At 67.1% G+C, this 22,327-nt stretch carries 15 protein-coding genes and 1 tRNA gene; 2 read left to right on the top strand and 14 right to left on the bottom strand.

All coding sequences use genetic code 11. From position 1 onward, the window contains the following. Window positions 1–159: 159 nt before the first annotated feature. From ACWGL1_RS16065 to ACWGL1_RS16025, 9 genes are all read right to left on the bottom strand, one after another. A complete protein-coding gene (locus ACWGL1_RS16065; protein WP_346487944.1) occupies window positions 160–732 on the bottom strand; it encodes a hypothetical protein in 573 nt (190 codons plus the stop codon). Further along, window positions 732–2,045, bottom strand: coding sequence for an MFS transporter (locus ACWGL1_RS16060; RefSeq protein ID WP_312217784.1), 1,314 nt, complete (start codon window positions 2,043–2,045; stop codon window positions 732–734). Before ACWGL1_RS16060 ends, ACWGL1_RS16065 begins: the two co-directional genes overlap by 1 nt. An 85-nt stretch (window positions 2,046–2,130) precedes the next feature. Next, complete coding sequence (locus ACWGL1_RS16055; RefSeq protein ID WP_452112565.1) at window positions 2,131–4,098, bottom strand: outer membrane protein assembly factor BamB family protein; 1,968 nt, start codon at window positions 4,096–4,098, stop codon at window positions 2,131–2,133. Window positions 4,099–4,118: 20 nt separating this feature from the next. Then, the gene (locus ACWGL1_RS16050) at window positions 4,119–4,997 is read right to left on the bottom strand and encodes a ThuA domain-containing protein (protein ID WP_346487946.1); all 879 of its coding nucleotides are present in this window, start codon (window positions 4,995–4,997) and stop codon (window positions 4,119–4,121) included. 64 nt (window positions 4,998–5,061) lie between these two features. Continuing rightward, the gene (locus ACWGL1_RS16045) at window positions 5,062–7,800 is read right to left on the bottom strand and encodes a TonB-dependent receptor domain-containing protein (protein WP_452112564.1); all 2,739 of its coding nucleotides are present in this window, start codon (window positions 7,798–7,800) and stop codon (window positions 5,062–5,064) included. A 104-nt stretch (window positions 7,801–7,904) separates the two neighbouring features. Beyond that, window positions 7,905–8,789 (bottom strand): HpcH/HpaI aldolase/citrate lyase family protein, encoded by an 885-nt coding sequence (locus tag ACWGL1_RS16040; RefSeq protein WP_346487948.1) that lies wholly within the window; start codon window positions 8,787–8,789, stop codon window positions 7,905–7,907. After that, window positions 8,786–10,060 carry a CaiB/BaiF CoA transferase family protein gene (locus ACWGL1_RS16035; RefSeq protein WP_291778493.1) on the bottom strand — a complete coding sequence of 425 codons (1,275 nt, stop codon included), beginning with the start codon at window positions 10,058–10,060 and terminating at the stop codon, window positions 8,786–8,788. Before ACWGL1_RS16035 ends, ACWGL1_RS16040 begins: the two co-directional genes overlap by 4 nt. Further along, window positions 10,053–11,801, bottom strand: coding sequence for a thiamine pyrophosphate-binding protein (locus tag ACWGL1_RS16030; protein WP_452112563.1), 1,749 nt, complete (start codon window positions 11,799–11,801; stop codon window positions 10,053–10,055). Before ACWGL1_RS16030 ends, ACWGL1_RS16035 begins: the two co-directional genes overlap by 8 nt. A gap of 11 nt (window positions 11,802–11,812) precedes the next feature. Continuing rightward, window positions 11,813–13,243, bottom strand: coding sequence for an aldehyde dehydrogenase family protein (locus tag ACWGL1_RS16025; RefSeq protein WP_452112562.1), 1,431 nt, complete (start codon window positions 13,241–13,243; stop codon window positions 11,813–11,815). 195 nt (window positions 13,244–13,438) lie between these two features. Here ACWGL1_RS16025 and ACWGL1_RS16020 point away from each other — a divergent pair, with 195 nt between their 5' ends. Continuing rightward, the gene (locus ACWGL1_RS16020; protein ID WP_452112561.1) at window positions 13,439–14,320 is read left to right on the top strand and encodes a LysR family transcriptional regulator; all 882 of its coding nucleotides are present in this window, start codon (window positions 13,439–13,441) and stop codon (window positions 14,318–14,320) included. Here the strand turns inward: ACWGL1_RS16020 and ACWGL1_RS16015 are convergent, their stop codons facing one another. The 4 genes from ACWGL1_RS16015 to ACWGL1_RS16000 form a co-directional block, all read right to left on the bottom strand. Further along, entirely contained in the window at window positions 14,321–14,668 is a 348-nt protein-coding gene (locus ACWGL1_RS16015) for a hypothetical protein (protein ID WP_452112560.1), read from the bottom strand. 179 nt (window positions 14,669–14,847) lie between these two features. Further along, complete coding sequence (locus ACWGL1_RS16010) at window positions 14,848–16,038, bottom strand: alkaline phosphatase (protein WP_452112559.1); 1,191 nt, start codon at window positions 16,036–16,038, stop codon at window positions 14,848–14,850. A gap of 44 nt (window positions 16,039–16,082) precedes the next feature. Further along, on the bottom strand, window positions 16,083–17,459 hold the full coding sequence (locus ACWGL1_RS16005; protein ID WP_452112558.1) for a metallophosphoesterase: 1,377 nt from the start codon (window positions 17,457–17,459) through the stop codon (window positions 16,083–16,085). Between the two features lie 112 nt (window positions 17,460–17,571). Then, window positions 17,572–20,538, bottom strand: a complete 2,967-nt coding sequence (locus ACWGL1_RS16000) for a TonB-dependent receptor (protein ID WP_452112557.1) — start codon at window positions 20,536–20,538, stop codon at window positions 17,572–17,574. Between the two features lie 489 nt (window positions 20,539–21,027). Here ACWGL1_RS16000 and ACWGL1_RS15995 point away from each other — a divergent pair, with 489 nt between their 5' ends. Then, window positions 21,028–22,125 (top strand): flavodoxin family protein, encoded by a 1,098-nt coding sequence (locus ACWGL1_RS15995; protein ID WP_452112556.1) that lies wholly within the window; start codon window positions 21,028–21,030, stop codon window positions 22,123–22,125. A gap of 118 nt (window positions 22,126–22,243) precedes the next feature. Here ACWGL1_RS15995 and ACWGL1_RS15990 read toward each other — a convergent pair. Next, window positions 22,244–22,320, bottom strand: a tRNA-Met gene (locus ACWGL1_RS15990). Window positions 22,321–22,327: the final 7 nt, after the last annotated feature.

Here is a 22,327-nt window from a genome sequence, read left to right as displayed (position 1 = left end):
GCCGACCTCGCCAGCGCCGCCTCGTCCAGCCGGATGACCGAGAAGGCCGCCTCCCCCGCCGCCGCCGGCAGACGCGCCGCCGTCACCACAACCTCATCAACGACAACCGGCTGAGACTCAATCACCTGAAATCCCCCCCTCAACTCACGACCTGCACGGCTACCTGGGCGGCAAGGCCTTGCCGAGATAGCCGATCACCGTGTCGATGTCGTCCGCCGAGGCCTGCATTCCATTGGCCTCCATACGGGCGACGATGGAATCCCACTCCGCTTCGGTGTGGCCTGTGGCGGTCACCAGGACGAGGGAGTGGCAGGTTCCGCACAGGCGCTGGGCCACATTGCGCCCCGCCCCGGCGGGCAGGACGCCCGGTTGGACCGCCGGCGTCACGGCGGGCGGAGGAGGCGGCGTCTGTTGCGCCGGGACATTCACCTTCACGGCGGGGGCGGGCGCGGGGGCTACGGACGGGCGCGCAGCCCCCTCCTCCGACGGCGTCCCGGGCGCAGCGACAGGCGGCGCGGCTTGCGCCGGAGCCTCCGGCCCGACCTCGGTCGGCGCAGGCGCGACTTCAGACTCCGCCGCTGCGGGCGCCGCAGCGATCGGGGCGGGCGACGGTTCCGACGCCGCTTCCGGCCGGGCCGGGTGAGAGGGTTGGCACGCCGCCAGACCCAGGGTCACAACCAGCGCGCCGGCCGAGACGCAGACGGTAGGCGAAATCGGGAACATCGACCGCATCACTTGAACTCCTCTGCGGCGGGCTCGGCGATGCGTTCCACTCGGCCGACTAGGAAGGTGTAGGAAAGGGCCCCGATCAGGGCGAGCACGCCGATGAAGGCCAGACCGCCGAAGAACGACCCGGTCGCGGCGACGATGAAGCCGATCATCATCGGCGTGACGATGCCCGCCAGATTGGTGCAGAAGTTGAAGACCCCGGCTGTCAGGCCGATCAGGCTCTTGGGCGCCACGTCCGAAATCAGGGTCCAGCCCAGGTTCGACATGCCCTGGCCGAAGAAGGCCACGGACATGACGGCGATCACCAGAACGTCGGACTTGAGGAAAGCCGCCGAGATGATCGTCGAAGACAGCAGCAGCCCCCCGACGATCGGCAGTTTGCGTCCGAAGGTGGCCGAGCCGCTGCGCTTGACCAGGGCGTCCGAAAGCTGGCCGCCGATCAGCACGCCGACCGAGGCGGCGATGAAGGGCAGCACCGCCATCCAGCCGACCTTGAGCCAGGGCATGTTGCGTTCGGCCACCAGATAGGTGGGGAACCAGGTCAGGAAGAAAACGAGGGTGGCGTTGGTGGCGAACTGGCCTATGGAGGCGCCCAGGATCTGACGCTTGCCGAGCAGCCAGCCGATCTGCTTCCACGAGAAAGACGTCTTGCCCGCCGTCGACGCCAGGCCGCCGCCGCCCGCCGCGATATGATCCAACTCGGCCTGGTTGACCATGCGGCTGTGCTCGGGATCGCGATAGACCTGCCACCACAGCAGCGCGAACAGCACGCCGATGACGCCGGCGATGATGAACAGGGCGCGCCAGCCGAAGGTCCCCGTCACCCAGAACAGGACCGGGCTGAGGAAGGCGATGCCGAAATACATGCCCACGGAATAGACGCTGTTGGCGCGGGCCCGCTCCTGCTGCGGGAACCAGGACACCAGGATGCGGCTGTTGGCGGGGAAACACGGCGCCTCGGCCGCGCCCAGACCCAGGCGATAGACGATGAGCGAGATCAGTCCCGTCGCCGCGCCCTGCAGGGCGGTGAACACCGACCAGACCCCGACCGACAGAGCGTAGGTCAGTCGGACGCCGAAGCGATCCAGGAACATCCCGCCCGGAATTTGCGCCAAAGCGTAGCTCCAGGAGAAGGCCGAGAACAGCACGCCCATGGTCGCCGCGCCGAGCGCCAGATCCTGCGACATGCTGGGCGCCGCGACCGCCAGGAGCGAACGGTCCAGATAGTTGATCATCGTCCCGACGGCGATCAGGGCCAGCACGACATAGCGCGCGCGGGTCCTCTTTTTCGGCGGGGCGGACAGGGCTGCGTCCATTGGCTGAATCCACTGACTAGAGACGGCCCGACGACGCCGGGCGAAAAACACGCCCCGCGAGGTCTTCCTCGCGGGGCGTCAGGCGCTAGGGGAGGACGAAGGCGTTCAAGGTGTCGGACATCCGTCGCGCGGCCACGGCGGTGCCGCCGGCGCCGGTGACGACCACATACTGCTTGCCGTCCTTGCCCATGAAGGTGATCGGCGTGGTGTGGGCGCTGGCGTCCAGTTCGACCGACCACTTCTCTTCGCCGGTACGGGCGTCATAGGCGCGGAAGGTGCGGTCGTTGGCAGCCCCGATGAAGACCAGGCCGCCCGCCGTCTGGATGTTGCCGCCCAGGTTGCGCGCTCCGGTGGCCACATCGGTCTTCAGGCCGGGAATGGTTCCCAAGGGCGCGCGCCACAGGATCTCGCCCTTGCTGATGTCGACCGCCACCAATTCGCCCCACGGCGTGGGGGTGCAGGGCAGCATGGTGTCGGCGTCGATGCGGTAGGCGAAGCCGGACTGGGTGATCGGCGCGCCCGGCTCGGCGGCGACGCGGCGGCGCGGAGGGCGCGGGCCGCCGAAGATCGGGGTCACCGGCCCGGCCGGGCGGAATTGCGCCATGTTCTGAACATTGACGATGAAAACGTCCGAGTTCGGATTGTAGGACGGTCCGCCCCAGTTCGGCCCGCCCAGGGTCGAGGGGAAGCTGAGCGTGCCGCGCGTCATCAGCGGCCGCCCGTAGAGGCCCGTCACCTGGATGTTGTTCTCATCCCAAAAGGCGGTGCAGTAGGCGTGCTGTTCCGGCGTGATGTTGGGGATTTCATCCCGCGTCATCGTGACCCGCGCCAGCGGACCGGGGCGAACCGGGAAGGGTTGCGTGGGCCAGGCCTCGTCCTTGGGGTCGTCGCTGCGCGGCGTGGGCCGCTCCTCGATCTCGTGCAGGGGCCGCCCGGTCAGGCGGTCGTAGACGAACAGAAGGCTCTGCTTGCCGGTCAGGGCCACGGCCGGAACGGTGTGGTCGCCCTCGCGGAAATTCACCAGGATCGGCGGGGTGGGCATGTCCCAGTCCCACAGGTCCTTGTGCGTGACCTGATGGTGCCATTTCAGCGCGCCGGTGCGGGCGTCCAGCGCCAGCAGGCTGTTGGCGTACAGTTCGGATCCCGTGGCGCGGCCGTTCAGGTCGCCCACCGGCGCGAAGACGATGCCGTTCTCCTCGTCGATGGTGATGGTGGACCAGACGTTGGCGCCGCTGCGGTCCTTCCACTCGTCGCCGACATAGCCTTCATGGTTGGCCTCGCCAGGCTGGGGCACGGTGTGGAAGGCCCAGACCAGTTCGCCCGTCCGCACGTCCCAGGCGCGCACGTCGCCACGCGGACCGGGAGGGCCCATTTCGCCGGGACGCGAGCCGGTGATGATCAGGTTGTCGTAGAGGGCGACCGGGTTGGGGATGGTGAAAGTGTCGCGACGGCTTTCGCCCACCACGTCCGACACCACGCCGACATAGGCGTCGACCTGTCCGCCCTGGCCGAAATCCGCCGCCAACTGGCGCGTACGCACGTCCAGCGCCGCCAGATAACCCTTGTCCGTCGCGAAGATGATGCGTGGGCCGTGGGTCGCGTCGCCCGGCCACCAGGCGATGCCGCGACCGTGGATGTTGCGCTCCGACTCCCACTTCCACAGCACCTTGCCGGTCTCTGGCTCCAGGGCGGTGATGGTGGACTTCAGCTCGGGAATGTTCGGATTGGTCGGCGTCGAGACATACATGACCCCGTCGATCACCAGGGGCGTCACCTCCCAGCGGTAATCCAGACCACGATCGCCCTCGTCGTCGGTTCCGCCGCCGTAGCGGAAAGTCCAGGCTCGCTGAAGGCCGCCGACATTCTCCGGCGTGATCTGCGTCAGGGGCGAGAAGTTGGTCGCGCCGGGATTCTGGCCGTAGCTGCGCCAGGTCGTTCCGTCGTCGGGCGTTTGTCCTCCGGATTGGGCTCCGGATTGGGCCAGGGCCGGAGATGCGGCCATGAGGATCAGCGCCAGGCTGGCGCCGACGCCTTTAAGAGCGCTCTTGGTCATGGGGCGTTCCTCTTGCTTGTTCATTGTGCGGGATCGAGCGTGACGTCGGCGTCGGTCAGGCCGAGCGCCCATTTGATGCCTTCGAGCTGGAAGTTGCTGAGGACAGGATCGTCCCAGATCGCCTCGACGTGGCCGAGGGAGCTGACGAAGACGCGGCCCCGGCCATAGGTCTTGGCCCAGGCGACCGGGAAGTCGCCGTCCGGACGACGCGCCAGCTGTTCCGGCGTCAGGCGCGAGGGATCCAGCCTCAGGATGGTGTGAACGCCGCCCTTCACATAGGGGGCGCCGAGATAGGGAAATTGATCGGTGATGGTGTCCGGCAAGGCGGCTGCGCCTGGGAAGTCCGGATCGGCGACGATCACCCCCGTCGGCTCCACCCGATACTCGCCGGCCATGAAGCCGCCGATCATCTCGCCGTATTCAGGCCAGTCGTAGAAGGCGATGGTGGCCGCGTGGCCGCCGATGAACCCCTTGCCGTCCTCCTTCACGAAGGCGAGCAGGTCGGCCTTCTGCTGGTCCGACAGCGTTCCGGCGCCGCTGCTGAGCATGAAGACGGCGTCGAAATAGTCGAGGTTGCGCGCATTGATCGGCCGCCCTTCGTAGCGGCTGCCCGTGCCGAGGATCGGCGTGCGGGTGATCAACTGGGAATCGGTGCGCAGAAAGGCCACATAGGCGCCGCTCTCGCGTCCGAGCCGTTCGATCACGGCCATGGCGTGATTGATCGAGTCGTGATGGAAGCCCGTCTGCACGTCGGCGATGACCAGCAGCTTCTTCTTGCCCGCATAGGGGTCCGGCATGGCCTGTCCCGGCGCCGGCGCCTGGGCGCAGACGGTCCCGGCCCCCAGCATCAGGCTGATCGCCCCCGCCAGCACCGCCAGCCACGTCTTCAACTTGCTCATCCGCTCCTCCCTGCGAAAGCATCGGAAGCGGCGAGGGTCGAAACCCCGCCGCTTCCGACCGGTGTCAGAACCGTTTGGTCAGCTCCACCGACCAGACCCGTCCGAACGGGTTGTGATTGCCCAGATCCACCGCCGTCGTGCCGCTGAGCACGATGGGCGGCTGTTCGTCGGTGAAGTTCTGCACATTCACCGCCACGCGGACGCCGTCCAGAACCCCGCCGTCGTCGAAGTCATAGGCCAGGCCGGCGTCCCAGGTCGTCCAGGCCGGAATCTCCGTGTCCGGCAGCTTGACCCCGCCGACGGTGATGGTGGCGTTGTTCAGATAGGAGCCGACATAGTTGGCCGTCACATTGGCGGTGAGGCCGTCGCGCCGGTAGTTGACGTTGAAGCGCCCCCGCTCGGACACCTGGAAGCCATAGGTGTCGAGGGCGTCGAACAGCGGACCGCCCGCCACCACGCTCTTCTCCAGGTTCAGCACCTTGGAGACGCTGGCGTTGAAGGCGAAGTCGCCGATCGAAGTCTCGTGCAGATAGTTGACCCCGAAATCCAGGCCGCTCTGCTTGACCTGGCCCAGGTTCAGCCGGCCGCCGGTGATGATGCCGACCATGGAGCAGTCGTTGATGGTCGACGGCGAGTAGACGGCGTTCGGGTCCGTCAACCACGGCCGATAGGCGGGGTTGTAGGTCGAATAGTCGCCGTTGACGCAGCTGGTCGGTTGAGGCGCAGCGATGAAGAAATCCTTGTAGAGCGCCAGGTTTTCCGGGCTCGACAGGATCAGGGTCTGGTTCGGAAGGTTCTCGATCCGATCCTCATAGTTGACGTTGTAATAGGTCAGACTGAGCTTCAGGTCCGGCAGGTAGTTCGGGCGATATTCGCCGCCCAGAGACCAGATGGTCGCCGACTCCGGCCGCAGGCCGGCGGTGTTGCCGGTACGCGACAGGACCGCGCTCTGGCCCGAGGCCGGATTGGTCACCGGGATGTTCGGATCGTTCAGGCCGTTGCTGACATAGACGCGGTTGGTCTGGCCGACCGTCGCCGGGTTGGCCTCGATCAGCGTCGGAGCGCGGAAGGAGGTGCCCCAGCTGGCGCGAACCAGGAACTCCTCGTTCGGACGCCAGGTCAGACCGATCTTCGGATTGGTGGTGTCGCCCGCATCCGAATAACTGTCGTAACGAATGGCCGCGCTCAGATCGAGCGACTGCATCAGCGGCACGCCCTGCGCCTCCGACACGATCGGCACGAAGACCTCGGCGAAGGCGGATTTCACCTCGCGCATGCTCTTGGTGAAACGCGAAGTCTGATAGTCGCCGGCCAGGTTGAGCGTGTTCTGCGCCTTCAGATACAGCTTGTGGCGGGAGAACTCGGTTCCCGCCGCCAGACGGACCTCGCCGGCGGGCAGGCTGAACAGCGGGCCGTCGATCTTGGCCACGGCGTCGAACAGAACCGTGTCGTACTGCTGGATGAAGCCCCCGACGAGGGCGTCGGCGCCCGGCTGTGATCCCAGGAGATAGGGATTGAAGCCCCAGGAGGCGTTGCTGGCGATGACGTTGCCGACCGTCGTGTTCACCTGCGGCTGGCAGACGTTGCACGAATCCGTCTTCCCGTAGGTCAGCAGCCCCGAGAACCGATAGTCCCTGGGCAGGTCCAGTGTCATGTCGATCGAGTGGTTGATCGTCTCCTCGCGGTTGTCCTGGCTGCGCGAGACATCCGGGTTATTGAGCGAGAAGTTGTAGACCAGCGTCTGGTTCGCCGTCGGGTTCGGCATGCCCGGAATATAGTAGGGGCTGTCGGGCGTCAGCCGGATCGAGACGCGCTCGAAACCGTCGCCCGCTCGGGACGAGTTCTCACGCAGGTTATAGATGCCGGTATAGCCCAACTCGAAGCCCGGAGCGACTTCCTGGCGCAGCTTGAACATGGCCGCATGGCGTTCGCGCGCCGTGTAGAAGTCGTAGAGATACGAGGAGTCATAGAGCTCGGGCGTTCCCTGCAGCGCCAGCACGTCGGCGGCGTTGGGGATGGCGCCGTTGGTCTGCGGCAGGCCGTAGACCGTGTTGCCGATGATCAGCGCCCCAGGCGCCCCCGGATAGACAGTCGTGCCGACCAGACGATTATCATTGCCGCCGAAGGGACGCAGATCCTGCCTCATGTAATCGCGCGTGCTGCGCGGAACGCTGTCGTTCTTGTCCCAAGACCCGGCGAACATGACCCCGCCGCCTTCCCAGGTGCGGCCGATCACGCCGTCGATGACGTACTGATCGTACAGGGAGTTGACCCAGCGGCCGGTGATCTCGGCGCCGTCGTAGTTGCGGCGCGTGATGTAGTTGACCACGCCCGCCACCGCATCCGAGCCATAGATGGCCGAGGCGCCGTCCGTGACGACCTCGACCCGCTCGATGGCGGAGAAAGGAATGAGGTTCGGGTCCGAGACCTGGGCGTTGCCGCCCTGCGGCACCACCCGGCGGCTGTCGAACAGCACCAGGGTGGCGTTGTTGCCCAGACCGCGCAGGTTGACGCCCGCCGCCCGGCCGCCCGACGACGCCAGGGTCGTGCCCTGGCTGGAGGCCTGAGGCAGGCTGGCCACCAGGGCGCTGGCGTCCTTGGCCGGCGCCTGGACCAGATCCTCACGCGTCATGCCGACCGTGGCCGACCCCACGGGAGCGACCCCGCGAATGGCCGTGCCGGTGACGACGATCGCCTCGACCTCGACCACCTCGGGCGCCGGCGCGGCCGTCTGCTGAGCCCAGGCCGCATGGCCCGTCAGCACGACGCCGGCCGCCGTCGTTCCCATCAAAATGGCGCGCACGCGCCGTCCCCGGCTCCTTGCAGGAGCCTGGCTCATTCCTTCAATCGACACTGTCATCCTCCCCGCAAGCCTGCTGTTCTTTCTGCGCAGGCCTTTGCTTTCCCTTAGTTGTTCCCTCGATCTTCGATCTTGCGTTCGATCATTCGCCTCCTTTCGAGCAGGGCCTGCGCCCGGCTCAGGATCGGTTTGTCAATCATGCGTCCGTTGAGCGCGAAGGCGCCGACGCCGGCCATCCGCGCCGCATCGACGATGGCCAGCGCCTCGCTGACCTCAGCCTCGCTCGGCGCGAAGACCGCGTTCAGCACCGCGATCTGCGACGGGTGGATGCAGGCCGCCCCCACATGGCCCAGCCGGCGCGAGCGGACCGCCACCTCGCGATAGCCGTCCAGGTCGTCGAAGCGCGTCGCCTGGCCGACCAGACCCAGGGGCGCGACCCCGTTGGCCGCCGCCGCGATCACCATCTGCTGACGAGGCAGGCGCAAGGTCTCCTCGCTCGGCTCCACGCCCAGGTCGCGCGCAAAATCCTCATTGCCCAGGTTGACCGCGATGATCCGCGCGCTGGCCTCGAGAATGGACGGCAAGGCCAGAAGCCCCTTCGCCGTTTCAACCAGCACCAGCAGACGGGTCGCGCCGTGCGCCACGCCAGCTTCGGTTTCTGCAGCCTGGACCAGGCGGTCGATGCGGCGGATTTCGTCCCCGCTCTCCACCTTCGGCAGCACCAGGGCGCAGACGCCGGGCCGCACGGCCGCGCGGACATCCTCCTCGATCAGCCCCGCCTCGGCGTTGACGCGCACCAGAACGTCCGCGCCCCAACGGCCGACAGCCTTGATCGCTGCGCCCAGGGCCGCCCGAGCCGTCGCTTTCAGTTCCGGCGGCACGGCGTCTTCAAGGTCCAGGATGACGGCGTCCGCCTCACGCACCCGCGCGGAGCCGACATGCTTTTCCTGATGCGCCGGCACATAGAGGAGGGACCGCCAGACGGGCGTCATGCCGCATCCTCCGTCAGAGGCAGAGCCGCATCGATGACCACGCCTTCGGAGATCAGACGGGCGGCCTCCGCCTCGTCGAAGCCGAGCTGCTCCAGGATATCGCGCGAATGCTGGCCCAGGACCGGCGCCGGCAGGCGGATCGAGCCGGGCGTGCCCGACAGGCGCGGCACCACGTGATGCATCGGCAGATGCTCGATCTCCGCATCCGGATAATCGGCCAGAATTTCGCGCTCCACGACGTGCGGATCTTCCATGATCTGCGAGACGTCGTAGATCGGACCGACGGTGACCTCGGCCTCCTCCATCAGGGCGACCAGGGCCGCCTGGTCGTGTCGACCGATGAAGTCGCCGATCGCGGCGTCCAGTTCTTCCACGTGCTTCAGCCGATCGGCGTTGGCGGCGAACCGGGGATCAGCCGCAAGATCCGCGCGACCGATCGCCTGGAGAATCCGCATGGCCATGGTCTGGGTCGACCCCGACAGGCTGACGTATTTGCCGTCGCGACAGCGATAGACGTTGCGCGGCGCCGAGTTGCTGGACCGGCTGCCTTCGCGGCGACGCGTCTTGCCGCTGAGGCGATAATTGGCCGCCTGCGGCCCCAGAAGGGCGAACAGGGGATCATAGAGCGGCAGGTCGATCACCTGCCCCTTGCCGTCGGGACGTTCCGCCTCGCGCAGGGCCAGCAAGGCGGCCGAGGCGCCATAGGTCCCCGCCACGCCGTCCGCCAGATACATGGGCGGCAGGACCGGCTCGCGGTCCTCGAAGCCGTTGATGGCGGCGAACCCGGACATGCCTTCGATCACCGTGCCGAAGCCCGGCCGCTTGCGGTAGGGCCCGCCCTGCCCCCAGCCGGACACGCGAACGATCACCAGGCGAGGATTGAGCGCGTGCAGAACCTCGGGGCTCAGGCCCATCTTCTCGAGCACGCCCGGCCGGAAGCTTTCGACCAGGATGTGCGCGGTGGGGACCAGCTTGCGAAAGATCTCGCCGGCGCGCGGATTGCGCAGATCCAGGCCCAGGCTCTTCTTGTTGCGGGCATAGATCTTCCAGTGGGTGGAGACGCCTTCGGTCTTCCAGCCGCGCAGGGTGTCCCCTGCGGGCGGCTCGACCTTGATCACCTCAGCGCCGAAGTCGCCCAGGATCTGGGTCAGGACGTTGCCGGCGAACAGCCTGGACAGGTCCAGCACCCGCACCCCGTCGAGCGGTCCGACGGCGTCCGGCTGATAGTCCCGCTGACGCAGACCCGGTTTGAGCGGCGGCGCGTCAGTCATTGCCGGTCGCCAGGAAGTCGGCGATGTCCCAATAGCCCGTGCGCGGCATCGGCACGTCCCCGCGCGTGCGCACTTCCAGCAGGAAGGGGCCGCGCTCGGCCATGGCGGCGCGTACGCCCGCCTCCAGATCGGCCGGCTCCTCGATCAGCGCCGACTTGATGCCGAACGACCTGGCCAGAAGCTGGAAGTCGGGATTGTAGAGTTCGCCGTCCGGCGACCGGAATTCCGTGCCGTACTTGTTGTTGAAATAGGTCGAACCGACGGTGCGGATGGTCGAGTAGCAGAAGTTGTTGAACAGGACCCACAGCACGGGAATGTCCAGTTCGACCGCCGTGGTCAGCGCGCCCAGCACCGACATCAGACCACCGTCCCCGACGAGGCCCAGCACCTTGCGATCGGGCGCGCCCATGGCGGCGCCGACGGCGGCGGCGGGAGAATAGCCCATGGTCGCCATGCCGCCGCTGGTCAGGAAGCCGTTGCGGCCCTGGATCTCCAGTTGCTGACCGGCGCCGTTCTTGTTCCAGCCCACATCCGTCACGAAAATGGCGTCTGCGGGCGCCGCATCGGACAGCACCTTAAGCAGCCGCGCCGGATGGATCGGCTTGGTGTCGATCTCCTGCGTCTCCTTCAGCTCTTCGCGCCAGGCGGCCTTGCGCTGGTCCAGCAGGGCGCGCTGGGCCTCGACGGCCGCCTGCGGGCGAGGCTGATCGCCGAGGGCGGCTGACAGTTGCGTCAGGGTCGCCCGCGCGTCGCCGACGATGCCGACGTCGACCGGATAGCTCTTGCCGATCTCCTGCGGGTCCAGATCGATCTGGATCAGCGTCGTGCCGGGAATGTTGAAGGTGTGCTCGGGCCGCCAGGAGCTGCAGTCGGCCTCGCCGAAGGCCGTGCCGACGGCCAGGATGACGTCGGCCGTGCGCGCCGTATCGTTGGCGACGCGCGCGCCCCAGATGCCGGTCGTGCCGACCGACAGCGGATGGCTTTCCGGAAAGACGCCCTTGCCGACCAGAGTGGTCGCCACCGGCGCGCCCAGTTGCTCAGCCAGGGTCTTCAGCGCCTCATAGGCGCCCGACAGAGCCACGCCGTTGCCGGCGAAGATCACCGGATTGGCGGCGTCCTTCAGCAGGGCGGCGGCCTCGGCCACGCCTTCGGCGTCGCCCATGGGGCGGGCGAAGTTCGGGCGACGCGAACGCGTCTGGGCCTCGGCCGAAATCTTCTGGGCGAAGACGTCCATCGGGATGTCCAGCAACACCGCGCCGGGTCGGCCCGTCTGGGCGATGTTCAGGGCCCGGTGCATCACGTCCGGCAGGTGGCGGGCGTCATCCACGCGCCAGACCCGCTTGCAGATCGGCCTGAAGATATCGCCCTGGGAAGCGTCGGCGTGCAGGCGCATGCTCTGATGCGCCTCGCGCGGGTGGTGATAGGTCGGCGTGTTGCCGGTGATGACCAGCATCGGCGTTCCATCCATCGCCGCCGAGGCGACCCCGGTGACGGTGTTGGTCAGTCCGGGCGACAGGTGGACGTTGATCACCGCCAGCTTGCGCGAAACCCGGTAGTAGGCGTCGGCCGCGTGGACCGCCTGCTGCTCATGGCGGAAGGAGACATACTCGATGCCCAGCCGGTCGCAGGCGTCGATCAAGGCGTAGTTGGTATGGCCGCACTGGCCGAAGACCTTCTCGACGCCTTCTTCCTTGAGGCACTGCGCCATGAAGATGGCGGCGGTTACGCTGTCTGCTGACATATCCAAATCCATCACAGGGTGATCGTGACGAGACGCTCTTCGGTCATCTCGCGCATGGCGTAGCGGGGGCCTTCGACCCCGACGCCGCTGTCCTTGACGCCGCCGAAAGGCATCAGATCGACGCGGCTGCTGGAGGCTTCGTTCAGGTGCACCACCCCGACGTGCAGACGCTCTGCGGCCTGCAGGGCGCGGCTCAGGTCGCGAGTGAACAAACCCGCCGCCAGGCCGAAGGGGGTGGCGTTCACACGCTCGATCGCTTCATCCAGCGTGTCGAACGGCAGGATGGTCAGGACCGGGGCGAAGATCTCCTCGCACAGCACCTTCGATCCAGGATCGACCTCGGCCAGGACGGTGGGGGCCAGCACCGCGCCGCGCCGTTCGCCGCCCGCCAGCACCCTGGCGCCCTTCGCCTCGGCCTCACGGACCCAGGCCTCGGCGCGCGCGGCCTCGGCCTCGCTGATCATCGGGCCGACATCGGTAGAGTGGTCGCGCGGGTCGCCCACCTTGAGCGCGGCGACCTGGGCCAGGAACATCGGCAGGAAACGCTCCAGGACCGACCGCTCGACGAACAGTCGCTGGGTCGAGGTGCAGGCCTGGCCCTGACGGCGGAAGCCGGACTGGGCGCAACGAACGGCCGCCCGCTCCAGATCGCCGTCGGCGCAGACGATGGTGGCGGCGATGCTGCCCAGCTCCAGAGCCGTGGCGCGCATGCCCCTGCCGGCCTGGATCGCCTTGCCGACCGGCGTGCTGCCGGTGAAGGTGAAGAAGTCCACGCCGGGATGGGCGGCCAGCGGCGCGCCCACATCGCCGCCGCCGCCATGAACCAGGTTGATCAGCCCACCAGGAATCCCCGCCTCGAGCATCAGCTCGAACAGACGCGTCGCCGCCAGAGGCGTGGCGACCGGCGGCTTGAACACCACGGCGTTGCCCGAAGCCAGGGCGGGCGCGACCTTGTGCGCCACCATGTTCAGCGGCGAGTTGAACGAGCTGATGCCCCCGACCACCCCCCGCGGCGCGCGCAAGGTATAGGCCATGCGCCCCGACTGACCGGCCGCGCCCTGGATCGGCACGATCTCGCCGGTCAGGCGCCGACCTTCCTCGGCCGACACACGGAACGTCTCGGCGGCGCGGGAGACTTCATTGTCTGAATCCTTCCACGGCACGCCGGACTCGGCGACGATCGTCGCGGCCAGCGCCTCGCGATCATCCAAGATCAGGTCGGCCACACGGTGCAGCAGGCGACTGCGCTCGTAAGGCTCGACACGGACGGCGGCGAAGGCGGCGCGGGCGGCCGCAACCGCCGCGTCGACCTGAGCTGCGGCGGCCGAACGGACGCGCCCCAGCGCCTCGCCGGTCCACTTGTCGGTCACCGGGATCACGGGGCCTTCGCCCTCGATCCACCGGCCGTCGATCAGCATCCTGATGTCGTATTGATCCTGCATTCTCTCTTCCCTGTCCCTCGCCTCTCCGGGCGTTGGGACCTTGCCGAACCGCGAGCGACCTCGCGATCCGTCTTGTGAGTGGTAACAATCGCCACACTGAAGGAATAGTGACGTTTGCTGTTTCGATAGGTAACGTTTCCTTATGTATGGGGCAGCTGCCGTCGCCCTCCCGGAACGCGTCGAGGCGGATGAAAGATGAAGTTCGAATTCCTGATGACCCTCAACTCCGTCCTGAGGCACGGCAGTTTCGCCAATGCCGCCGACGACGTGGGCCTGACCGCCAGCGCCGTCAGCCTGCAGATGAAACGGCTGGAGGAATATCTGGGTCAGCCGCTCTTCGACCGCTCTGGGCGGTCTGTCCGCCCGACTCCCCTCGCGGTCGAACTGGCTGAAAACGTGCGCGGCGCGCTCGACGCCATGGAAGAGGCGCGCACGCGCCATGCCGCAGCCCTGACCGGCCGGGTCGTCATCGGCGCCATCCGCTCGCTGCAACCCACGATGATCCCACTGGTGCTGCGCGAGATCGGCGGACGGCACCCGAGCCTCAGCGTGCGCGTGATCCAGGGCGACTCGGGCGAGCTTCTGGAGCACCTCAAGGCGGGACGGCTGGACGGCGCCGCCCTGGTGCGCCCGACGTCCGGCGGATCAAGCCGCCTTTACTGGCAGGACCTCGAACAACAGCCCTTCGTATTCGTCGCGCCGCCCGACAGCATCGAAACCACGGCGGAGGCGCTCATCAGCCGCTACGACTGGATTCAGTTCGACACCTCGCTCACCAGCGGCCGCACCGCCGCCAGCTATCTGCATCGACTGTCCCCAGGCACGCGCCCGCGCTTCGAACTGGAGTCGATCGAGGCCGTCCTGGCCATGGTTTCGGCCGGGCTCGGCGTCTCCATCATTCCGCGCCTGCCGACCAGTTCGCGGGTACGGGCGCCGGTGCGCCAGATCCGCCTCGACGACGATACCCCGACACGCAAGATCGCCTTCGTATGCCGCAGCGGCGACGCCGACAACCGTCGCGTCATGGCGATCCGCGACGCCTTCGCAACCGGCTACGGCGTCACGCGCGAGGAGTGATCAACCGCCCGCCGACGCGGCTTCGCCCTTGCCCAGATTGGCTGCGAGATAGTCGGAGACGTCATAGAGATCGTCCTCGGCCGCCGTCATGCCCTTGGCCATCATGCGGCCGATGACTTCGTTCCACTCATCCTGGGTGTGCCGCTGGGAGGCGAATATGCCGACCGAATGGCATTGTCCGCAGACCTGCTGGGTCAGAGCTCGCCCTTCGCCTTCGGGCAGGCCAGAATCCGTGGGCGCAGGCGACGATGGCGGAGCCGCCCTGTTGTCCTGCCGCGTCATGGCCGCCGCCCCCACCGTGAAGGTCAATGCAGTTGCACCGGCCAGACCAACGAACAGAAAACGCATCCCGTTCTCCCCTCTTACGACTACAACAGGAGAGGAGTTATGCATCGGCCTCGCCTCCCGGCTAGAGGGCTTGCTTCAGAATAGCCGGGAGGCGAGGCCGACCGAAGCGGTCAGCCCCGCTGGCGGTAGAGGTCTCCTCGCCGCGTCATCGTTGCAACATTCCACTCAAGGGGCGGGTATTAGTCGACCGCCGCCGCACTCCACCCCCACGCCTCCATCATCACATGGAACAGGCGGGTGTTGGGGAAGTAGCCTCGGACGCCGTCGGCGCCGGCGCCGATGGCCAGAGCCGGGACTTCCTCGGCCGTGTGGGTGCGATTGACCAGGACATTCTTCAGCCGAACCACATCGTCGTCGCCTCCGGCGGCCTTCCAGGCTTCGTAGCCCTCCAGAACCGGCTCGCCGCGCCGTCCGCCGTCGACCTGCAGGCCGAAGGAGTGGTCGGCGGTGAACAGCAGCAGGGTGTCGTCGAGATCGACGCGCCCCTCGACCTCGGCGATCAGACGGTCGAAGTCCGCGATGTTCTGCAGCCCCTTGCGGACGTCATCCGTATGCGCGTCCCATTCGACCACGAGCAGATAGCCCTTGGGGGCGGCCTGCAGCAGGTCCAGGGCCCTCAGGGTCGCCGCGCGCACGTCCATCCGATCGGCCACGACCACCGGCCGGGCGTTCGAGGTTGGCGCTTCGTCCAGGCGGGTGTAGATCGGCCGCTCATGCGCCTGGCTCAGGGCGTCGAAGCTGGTGCCTCTCGCGGCCAGTTGCTCGCCGATCTTCTGACGGCCGGCGCCGAACAGGACATCCACCCCGTCGCCGAAGCGCGGCGAGAAGGCCTGAGGGAAGATTTCGCCCCACTTGCCGCGATCGTTCGAGTGGGCGTAGGTCGCCGCAGGCGTGGCGTCGGCGATCGACTGGCTGGAGATCACGCCGGTGCGCAGGCCGCGTTCCTCGGCGTACTCCAGCAGGGTCTTGGCCGGGGCGCCGTCCTGACGGCCGCGCACGGCGTCGGCGGTCTGGCTGATCACGCCGTTGCGCGTCTTCACCCCCGTCATGATCGAGGACATGCCGTTGGCCGAGTCCGAGACGAACTGATCGACCGGCGAGGTTTCGCTCAGCCCCAGGTGGGGCCATTGCTGGATGTGCAGCTTCATCGGCTCGCCATGAGCCATTAGGCTGGCGGCGTTGAGCGAGGAAACGCCCGCCGCATCGGCCAGGAAGAGGATGACGTTCTTCGCCCGTCCCGGAGCCGCGACATCCCGAGAAGGCGCATGAGCCTGCGCCGTATCCTGCGCCCATGCCGGCGCAGCGAAAGCGGTGGCGGCCAGCGAGGCCGAAAGCGCGGAAACCAGCAGCCGGCGCGCGAGGTTCGTCATGGGAAAATCCAATCCTGAATGAGATGAAGTTGAGGGCGGTGGCGCTACTTCGCGCTGCCCACGCACGGCGCCCCGTCAGGCCCGACATCGCCGTCGCAAAGCCGCAGCGGCGGCAAGGTTTCGACCGGTTCGCGCAGGGTCTTGGTCCCATCCGCCGCCCGGACGACGTCCACGGCGTCATAGAGCACGCCCGACACCGTATAAGCGCGATAGCGCAGCCGTCCGGCCTCCACGTCGATGGTCTGATACATCTGGGTATCGGCCGCCACGCGGTCCGGTTGGGTCAGGGCGCGGTCGTTCAGACCGTACATCTTCGGCCCCGCGACAGAGACGACATAGACGGGTCCCTGGGCCGCGCCCTGCGCACGCCGGGCCTCGCCCGACGCCTTGCCCTCGCCATCGGTGATCCGGCTGTAGCAGTGATCGTGGCCCTGAAGGACCATGTCGACGTTGCGCGCGCGGTAGATCGGCTCCCAGGCGGCCTTCAGGGCCTCGGTGTCGTCGGGACGGGCGCAGGTGTAGATCGGCTGGTGCTGGATGACGATGTTCCAGCGGGCCGTGCTCGACGCCAGGGTCCGGTCCAGCCAGCGGGTCTGGGCGTCCAGCGCATCCAGACTGGTTCCCGCCGTGCCGTCCAGGACGATGAAGCGCACGCCCTGATAGTCGGTGTAGTAGCTGGTCTCGACGACGCCCTCGGCGCCGTTCTCCGGCAAGGCGAACTGGGCGGCCCACAGCGGCCCGAGCCGGCGTCGGCCGTCATCGTCGTCGCTGTATTCATGATTGCCGGCCGCCGGTATCTGCGGGACCATGGCGTAGCCGTAGCCGCCGGCCGCCGTCCACTCGCCCCACTCCCAGTCATGGGATCGCCCGGTCAAATCGCCGGCGTGGATCACCACGTCCGGCGACGTGCGCATCAGACCCGCGCGGATGGTGCGGGCGCCCTTGGACAGGATGCTGTTCTGGGTGTCGCCGAAATAGAGGATGCGGAACGGCGCCGCATCATCCGCAGCCGTCCGGAAACTCAGCCATTCGGACCAGCCGTCGGCGCCCTTGACCCGATAGAGATAACCCGCGCCCGGCTTCAGGTCCGTGAAGCGGACGGTGTGGTAACGCCCCTGCCCGCCCCGCACGACGCCGTCCGTCGACAGACCGTCGACGGTTCGCGCCCGGCTTTCGAAGGCGGGGCCGTCGATCGCTTCCACAATCTCGGCTACGGCGTCAGCCTGACGGGCGTCGGTCCGCCAGGCGACGGCCATCTGGCGCGCAGCATCCGCGCCAGGACTCAGGACCACACGGTCCGGAAGACCCGACGGCGCCCACGCAGGACGCGCGACGCCGGCCACGTTCTGCGCCGCCGCCGGAACAGCCAGGCCGAGCGCCATGACCAGTCCGGCCGAAAGGAAGAGGGTTCGCTTGAACATGAGACGCCCCGTTCAAATGAGCGGCCGCGCGGGCCGAGGGAGATTCTGTTGAAGGAGAGCGCGACCGTCCGCCGCCAGGGAGGAGGAACGGCGAACGGTCGCTCAGCCGGTCCTAGAAGTTCAGGCGCAGGCCGATCATGTAGCGGGCGCCGAAACGCTCGTATTCGGAGACGCGCCAGGTCTCGCCCTGGTAGCGAACGCCCGGCTCGTTCAGCAGGTTGTTGGCGTCGAAATAGATTTCGGCGTTGTCGTTGAAGGCGTAGCTGGCCTTGAAGTCCAGCCGGCCGACTTCATCCCAATAGCTGTCGCCGACGATGTCGCCGCCGCCCAGGCCGTCCAGCCACTCGGTGCGGTACTGCCAGCTGATGCGGCTTGAGAAGCCGTAACGCTCATAGGACAGGGCGGCGTTGTAGATCATGTCCGACGCGCCCGGCAGGCCGACCTTGCGGCCGTCCGGCGTGGTGGCTTCCGACTCGTTCAGCGTCAGGTTGGCGCGCACGCCGAAGCCCGCAGCCCAGTCCGGCAGGCCCAGACGCTCCGCGAAGGGCTCCATCGTCTGCGAGTAGGAGAACTCCAGGCCGCGGATGAAGCCGTCGCCGCCGTTGTCGATGGTGAAGTAGGTATAGCCCGAGCGATCATAGCCCGGCACGTTCAGGGCGTCGCTGCCGTACGGCGTCCGCTCGATATCGAACAGGACGTCGCGGAGGTCCTTGTAGTAGACGCCGGCCGACAGGAAGGCGCCGCCCGGACGATACCATTCGAAATAGGCGTCGAAACCGATCGACTTCTCGGGACCGGCGTAGGGGTTGCCGCCGCTGATCTCGCCATCCTCGTCGCTGATGCTGTAGTTCGGGCGCAGGTCGGTATAGTCGGGACGCGCGGCCCCGGTGTTGGCCGACAGGCGCAGCTTCATCTCGTCGTTGATGTCCCAGTTCAGGTGCAGGCTGGGGAAGACCTCAAGGTTGTCGTCCTTGAACTCCAGTGGTTCGAAGGGACCGTCCTCTTCCATCTGCACCAGGGCCTGACTGGTGTTCTCGACACGCTCGGCGCGCAGACCGGCGACCACATTACCCCAGTTGAAATAGGTGGTGGCCATGGCGTAGCCGGCGATGACCGACTCGCTCACCTTGTAGTAGTTCTCATTGGCGACGTCGTGCTTGTCGACCGCGTTGGGCTTCAGACGGTTCCACAGGTCCCAGGCGCCCTTTTCCGAGTGGTAGCGGAAGGCGTAGCCCAGCGGCAGCTTGCCCTTGTAGGGAGTGTTCAGGGCGAAATCGTCGGTCGTCGGCAGGGCGACGCCCGCCGCCGTCAGCGCCGCCGGCGTGATCTCCAGCCGCGAGGAATTATTCTCCTTGGTCCGGTCGTCGTACTGGAAGCCGAAGGCCAGTTCCGTCGGCAGACCGAACAGGTCGATGTCGCGGGTCAGGTCCAGGCGCGCCGTATAGGCCTTGGTCTGAGCCAGGCTGGCGTTCACGCGCATGTTGACGAAGTCGTAGTCCTGAGGATCAAGCGAGCGCTTGATCTCGCCCTGGCTGAAGGAGCCGTCGGGATTGACGATGGTGTCATACAGACGAACGTTGTGGTTCTCGCGGTCGGTGAAGTCATAGACCACGGTCGGGCGGCGGTTGTTCGGGCTCTTCCAGGTCGAGTTGAAGGATGGGCCGCCGTCGCTCTTGGCGTCCGTGTAGTTCAACCGCCAGGAGGCGTTCCAGCCGCCGAACCGCTGATCCCCGCCCAGGGTGGTGGTGAAGATGCTCTGTGTCGTGTGGTTGACGTTCAGCGTGCTGTCGAGGTCGACGTTGTAGATCGTGCCCCGCGTCGCCGTATTGCCGGTGCGGACATCGGCGTAGCCATTGGATATCCCCGCCTTGTTGGTGGCCACGGCGCCGTCGTCGAAGTCGAACTCATGCGCGTTGCGCATCTCGTCGTCGGTGAACTCAGTGTAGATGCTGCTCAGGAAGAAGCGGTGATCATCCGACGGGCGATAGTCCAGGCGCCCCGAATAGGCGGTGTTGCTGCGCGTCAGGCGATAGAGCTTGTTCTGGTGCGCGTCGGCCCAGGTGCGGGTCTCGAAGCCCGGCTCCTGGTCTTCCTTCGCCGTTTCCCAGTCGGTCTCGAAGTTGTCGGTGACCATCTCGCGCTCATAGCGCGAGGCCGACAGCAGGACGCCGAAGCGACCGTCGGCGAAGGTGTTCGAGATGAAACCGCCGGCGTTGTACTGGGCGCCGCCGCCCAGATCGTTATAGCCCAGCCCCAGATCGGCCGCGGCCATCAGGCCCGGATAGTCGAAGGCGCTGCGCGTGATGATGTTGATGTTGCCCGCCAGGGTCTCGCCCGGCATGGCGGCCGTCACGGCCTTGCGCGCCTGCACCGAGCTGGCGATGGCGGCCGGGATGGTATCGAGGCGGGCGGTGCGGCCCGAGGGGCTGATGACGTTGACGCCGTCGAAGGCGATGGTGGTCCAGCGCGACGGGGCGCCGCGCAGGTTGACGTAGCGCTCCTGGCCCTGGTCGCGCTCGACGGCGATGCCCGGCAGGCGGCTGAGGGCCGCAGCGATGTTCTGGTCGGGGAAGCGGCCGATGGCGTCGGCGGCCACCACGTTCACCAGCGACGTCGACGAGCGCTGAATCTGCAGCGCGGCGGCTTCCGATTCAGCCATGGGGCGCGAGGCCGTGACGACGACGTCGGCCACCGACGACGCGCCGGTGTCGATCGCCAGGGCGGCCGTCACAGGCGTGACGGCGTCGGCGGCGATGTCGACCTCCATACGATGGGTGACGCGGCCGACATAGGCGATGCTCAGAGTATGGCGCCCCACCGGCGCCCGCTGCAGCGTGAAGCGCCCTTCGCGGTCGGTCACGGCGACCTGGCTGTAGCCGTCGATGCGCACCTCGGCGCCGACCAGATAGCTCCGCCCGTCGGCGTCGGTCACGACGCCGCTGACCTGGCCCGCGTCGGCGACAGCGACGGCGGCGGAAACGCCCTCTTCAGCAACGGCCGCAGCGGGCGTCAGACCCAGGCCAAGTCCAATTGAAGCCGCGCCGCAAAGCAGCATCGACTTGAGGCGAGTGTTGGTCATGTTCGGCATCCCCCGAGAACGATTGTCTTTCGGGGCGCCGATCTAGCGCTATAGCCGAGCTTGCGGGGTTATAGTTTTGAAGCCGTTTCATCCATATTGTGTTTACATTCGTTGGTGCAGGGATCTTATTTTTTAGGAAATGAAAATCACTCGCAGATCAAACCCGCAACGCCAAACCATTCAAAGCTCCAGAAACACAAAGAAACAACTCAACGAAATCTATGCTTCTTTAAATTTCCACCATACTCACGCCACAATCAACCGAACAGACTGTGGTTTTCTTAAAACCATGCCACGACACTAGAGTCTCGTAACGACCGGCACGAGAAACTACCCACGCGGATACCGATGACGAGTTTCTGCATGAGGCGGTCGGGCGTGGCCCTTCTCCTTAGCCATTGAAGGGCGGGCTCGGACGTCCCCGCGATCCGACGGAACGTCGCGATCAGATGCAGCGTTTCGGGCGAACCCGAGCCCAGGAGACGCCGCATGCCCATTCCCCAAGCGCCTGCCGCCCCGGCGCCTCGCAAGGGCATGCCCAGCCCCGAGCTGGACCGGCCGACCTTCGAAGCCCGCTTCCGCAGCCGGTTCGCGGACCCCGTCTTCGATCCCCTGCGCGACGAGATCGATCGCTTGGCCGCTGCGGCCTGGGACGGTTACATCGGCGGGCGCAAATCGCCGCTGACGCGTCCCGCCGGTCCCGGCTTCGCCGAGCCGGATTATGAGCTGGCGCTGGACTGGCTGAACGCCCACGCGGCCGTGCGCGACGCCCAGGCCCGACACGAGGATGCTTCCGCCCCTGCGCGCATCCTGATCATCAACGCCTCCAGCCGATCCGAGCACACCTGCCCCGGCGAGATGTCCAAGAGCTGGCGCCTGGTCCAGATCGCCCGGGAGGTCGTGGAGAGCCACGCGGGGATGGAGACCGAGGTCCTCGACCTGTCGCGGCTGGCGTCGGAGTACGGGCGAGAGATTCATCCCTGCAAGGCCTGCTTCTCCACGGCGGCGGCGCTCTGCCACTGGCCGTGCAGCTGCTATCCCAACTACAGCCTGGGTCAGGTTCACGACTGGATGAACGACATCTATCCGATGTGGGTGCGGGCGCACGGCGTCCTGATCGTCACCCCGGTCAACTGGTATCACGTCTCCAGCCCGTTCAAACTGATGATGGACAGGCTGGTCTGCGCCGACGGCGGCAACCCGGATCCGACCACGACCCACGGCAAGACGGTCGCCCTGGCCAAGACGCTGGAACTGGCCGGGTGGCCCTACCCCCGCCACCTGGCGGGCCGTCGCTTCGCCCTGGTCGTCCACGGCGATGTCGAGGGGGCCGAAAACGTGCGCCGCTCCCTGTCCGACTGGCTGGCCTCGATGAAGCTGTCATCGGCCGGCCCCGAGGCCGAGATCGACCGCTACATCGGCTACTGGCAGCCCTACGCGACCAGCCATGACGCGCTGGATCGCGACCAGGCCGTTCAGGACGAAGTCCGACTGGCGGCGGAAGAACTGGCCCGCGCCGTTCAGGCCCAGCGCGCCGGCGGCTCAGACGCCTCCGAGCAAGGCCTGGAAGCCCCACGCCAGAAATAGGGGAGCGCTCGGCGCCGTATGGAACGGGTCGTCCGCCTTCTTCAGCATTCCCGGCCCTTGGGCAGATCCCCAAAAGCAGCAACCCCCGGAGCGAGAGCTACGGGGGTTTAGTGATGCTTGGGTGCGGGAGCAGGATTTGAACCTGCGACCTTCAGGTTATGAGCCTGACGAGCTACCGGGCTGCTCCATCCCGCGGCAAGGC

It is taken from the genome of Brevundimonas sp. NPDC055812 (genome assembly GCF_053616535.1).
Note: the sequence above shows the minus strand (reverse complement) of the source record. Positions and strands in the feature narration are given on the sequence as shown.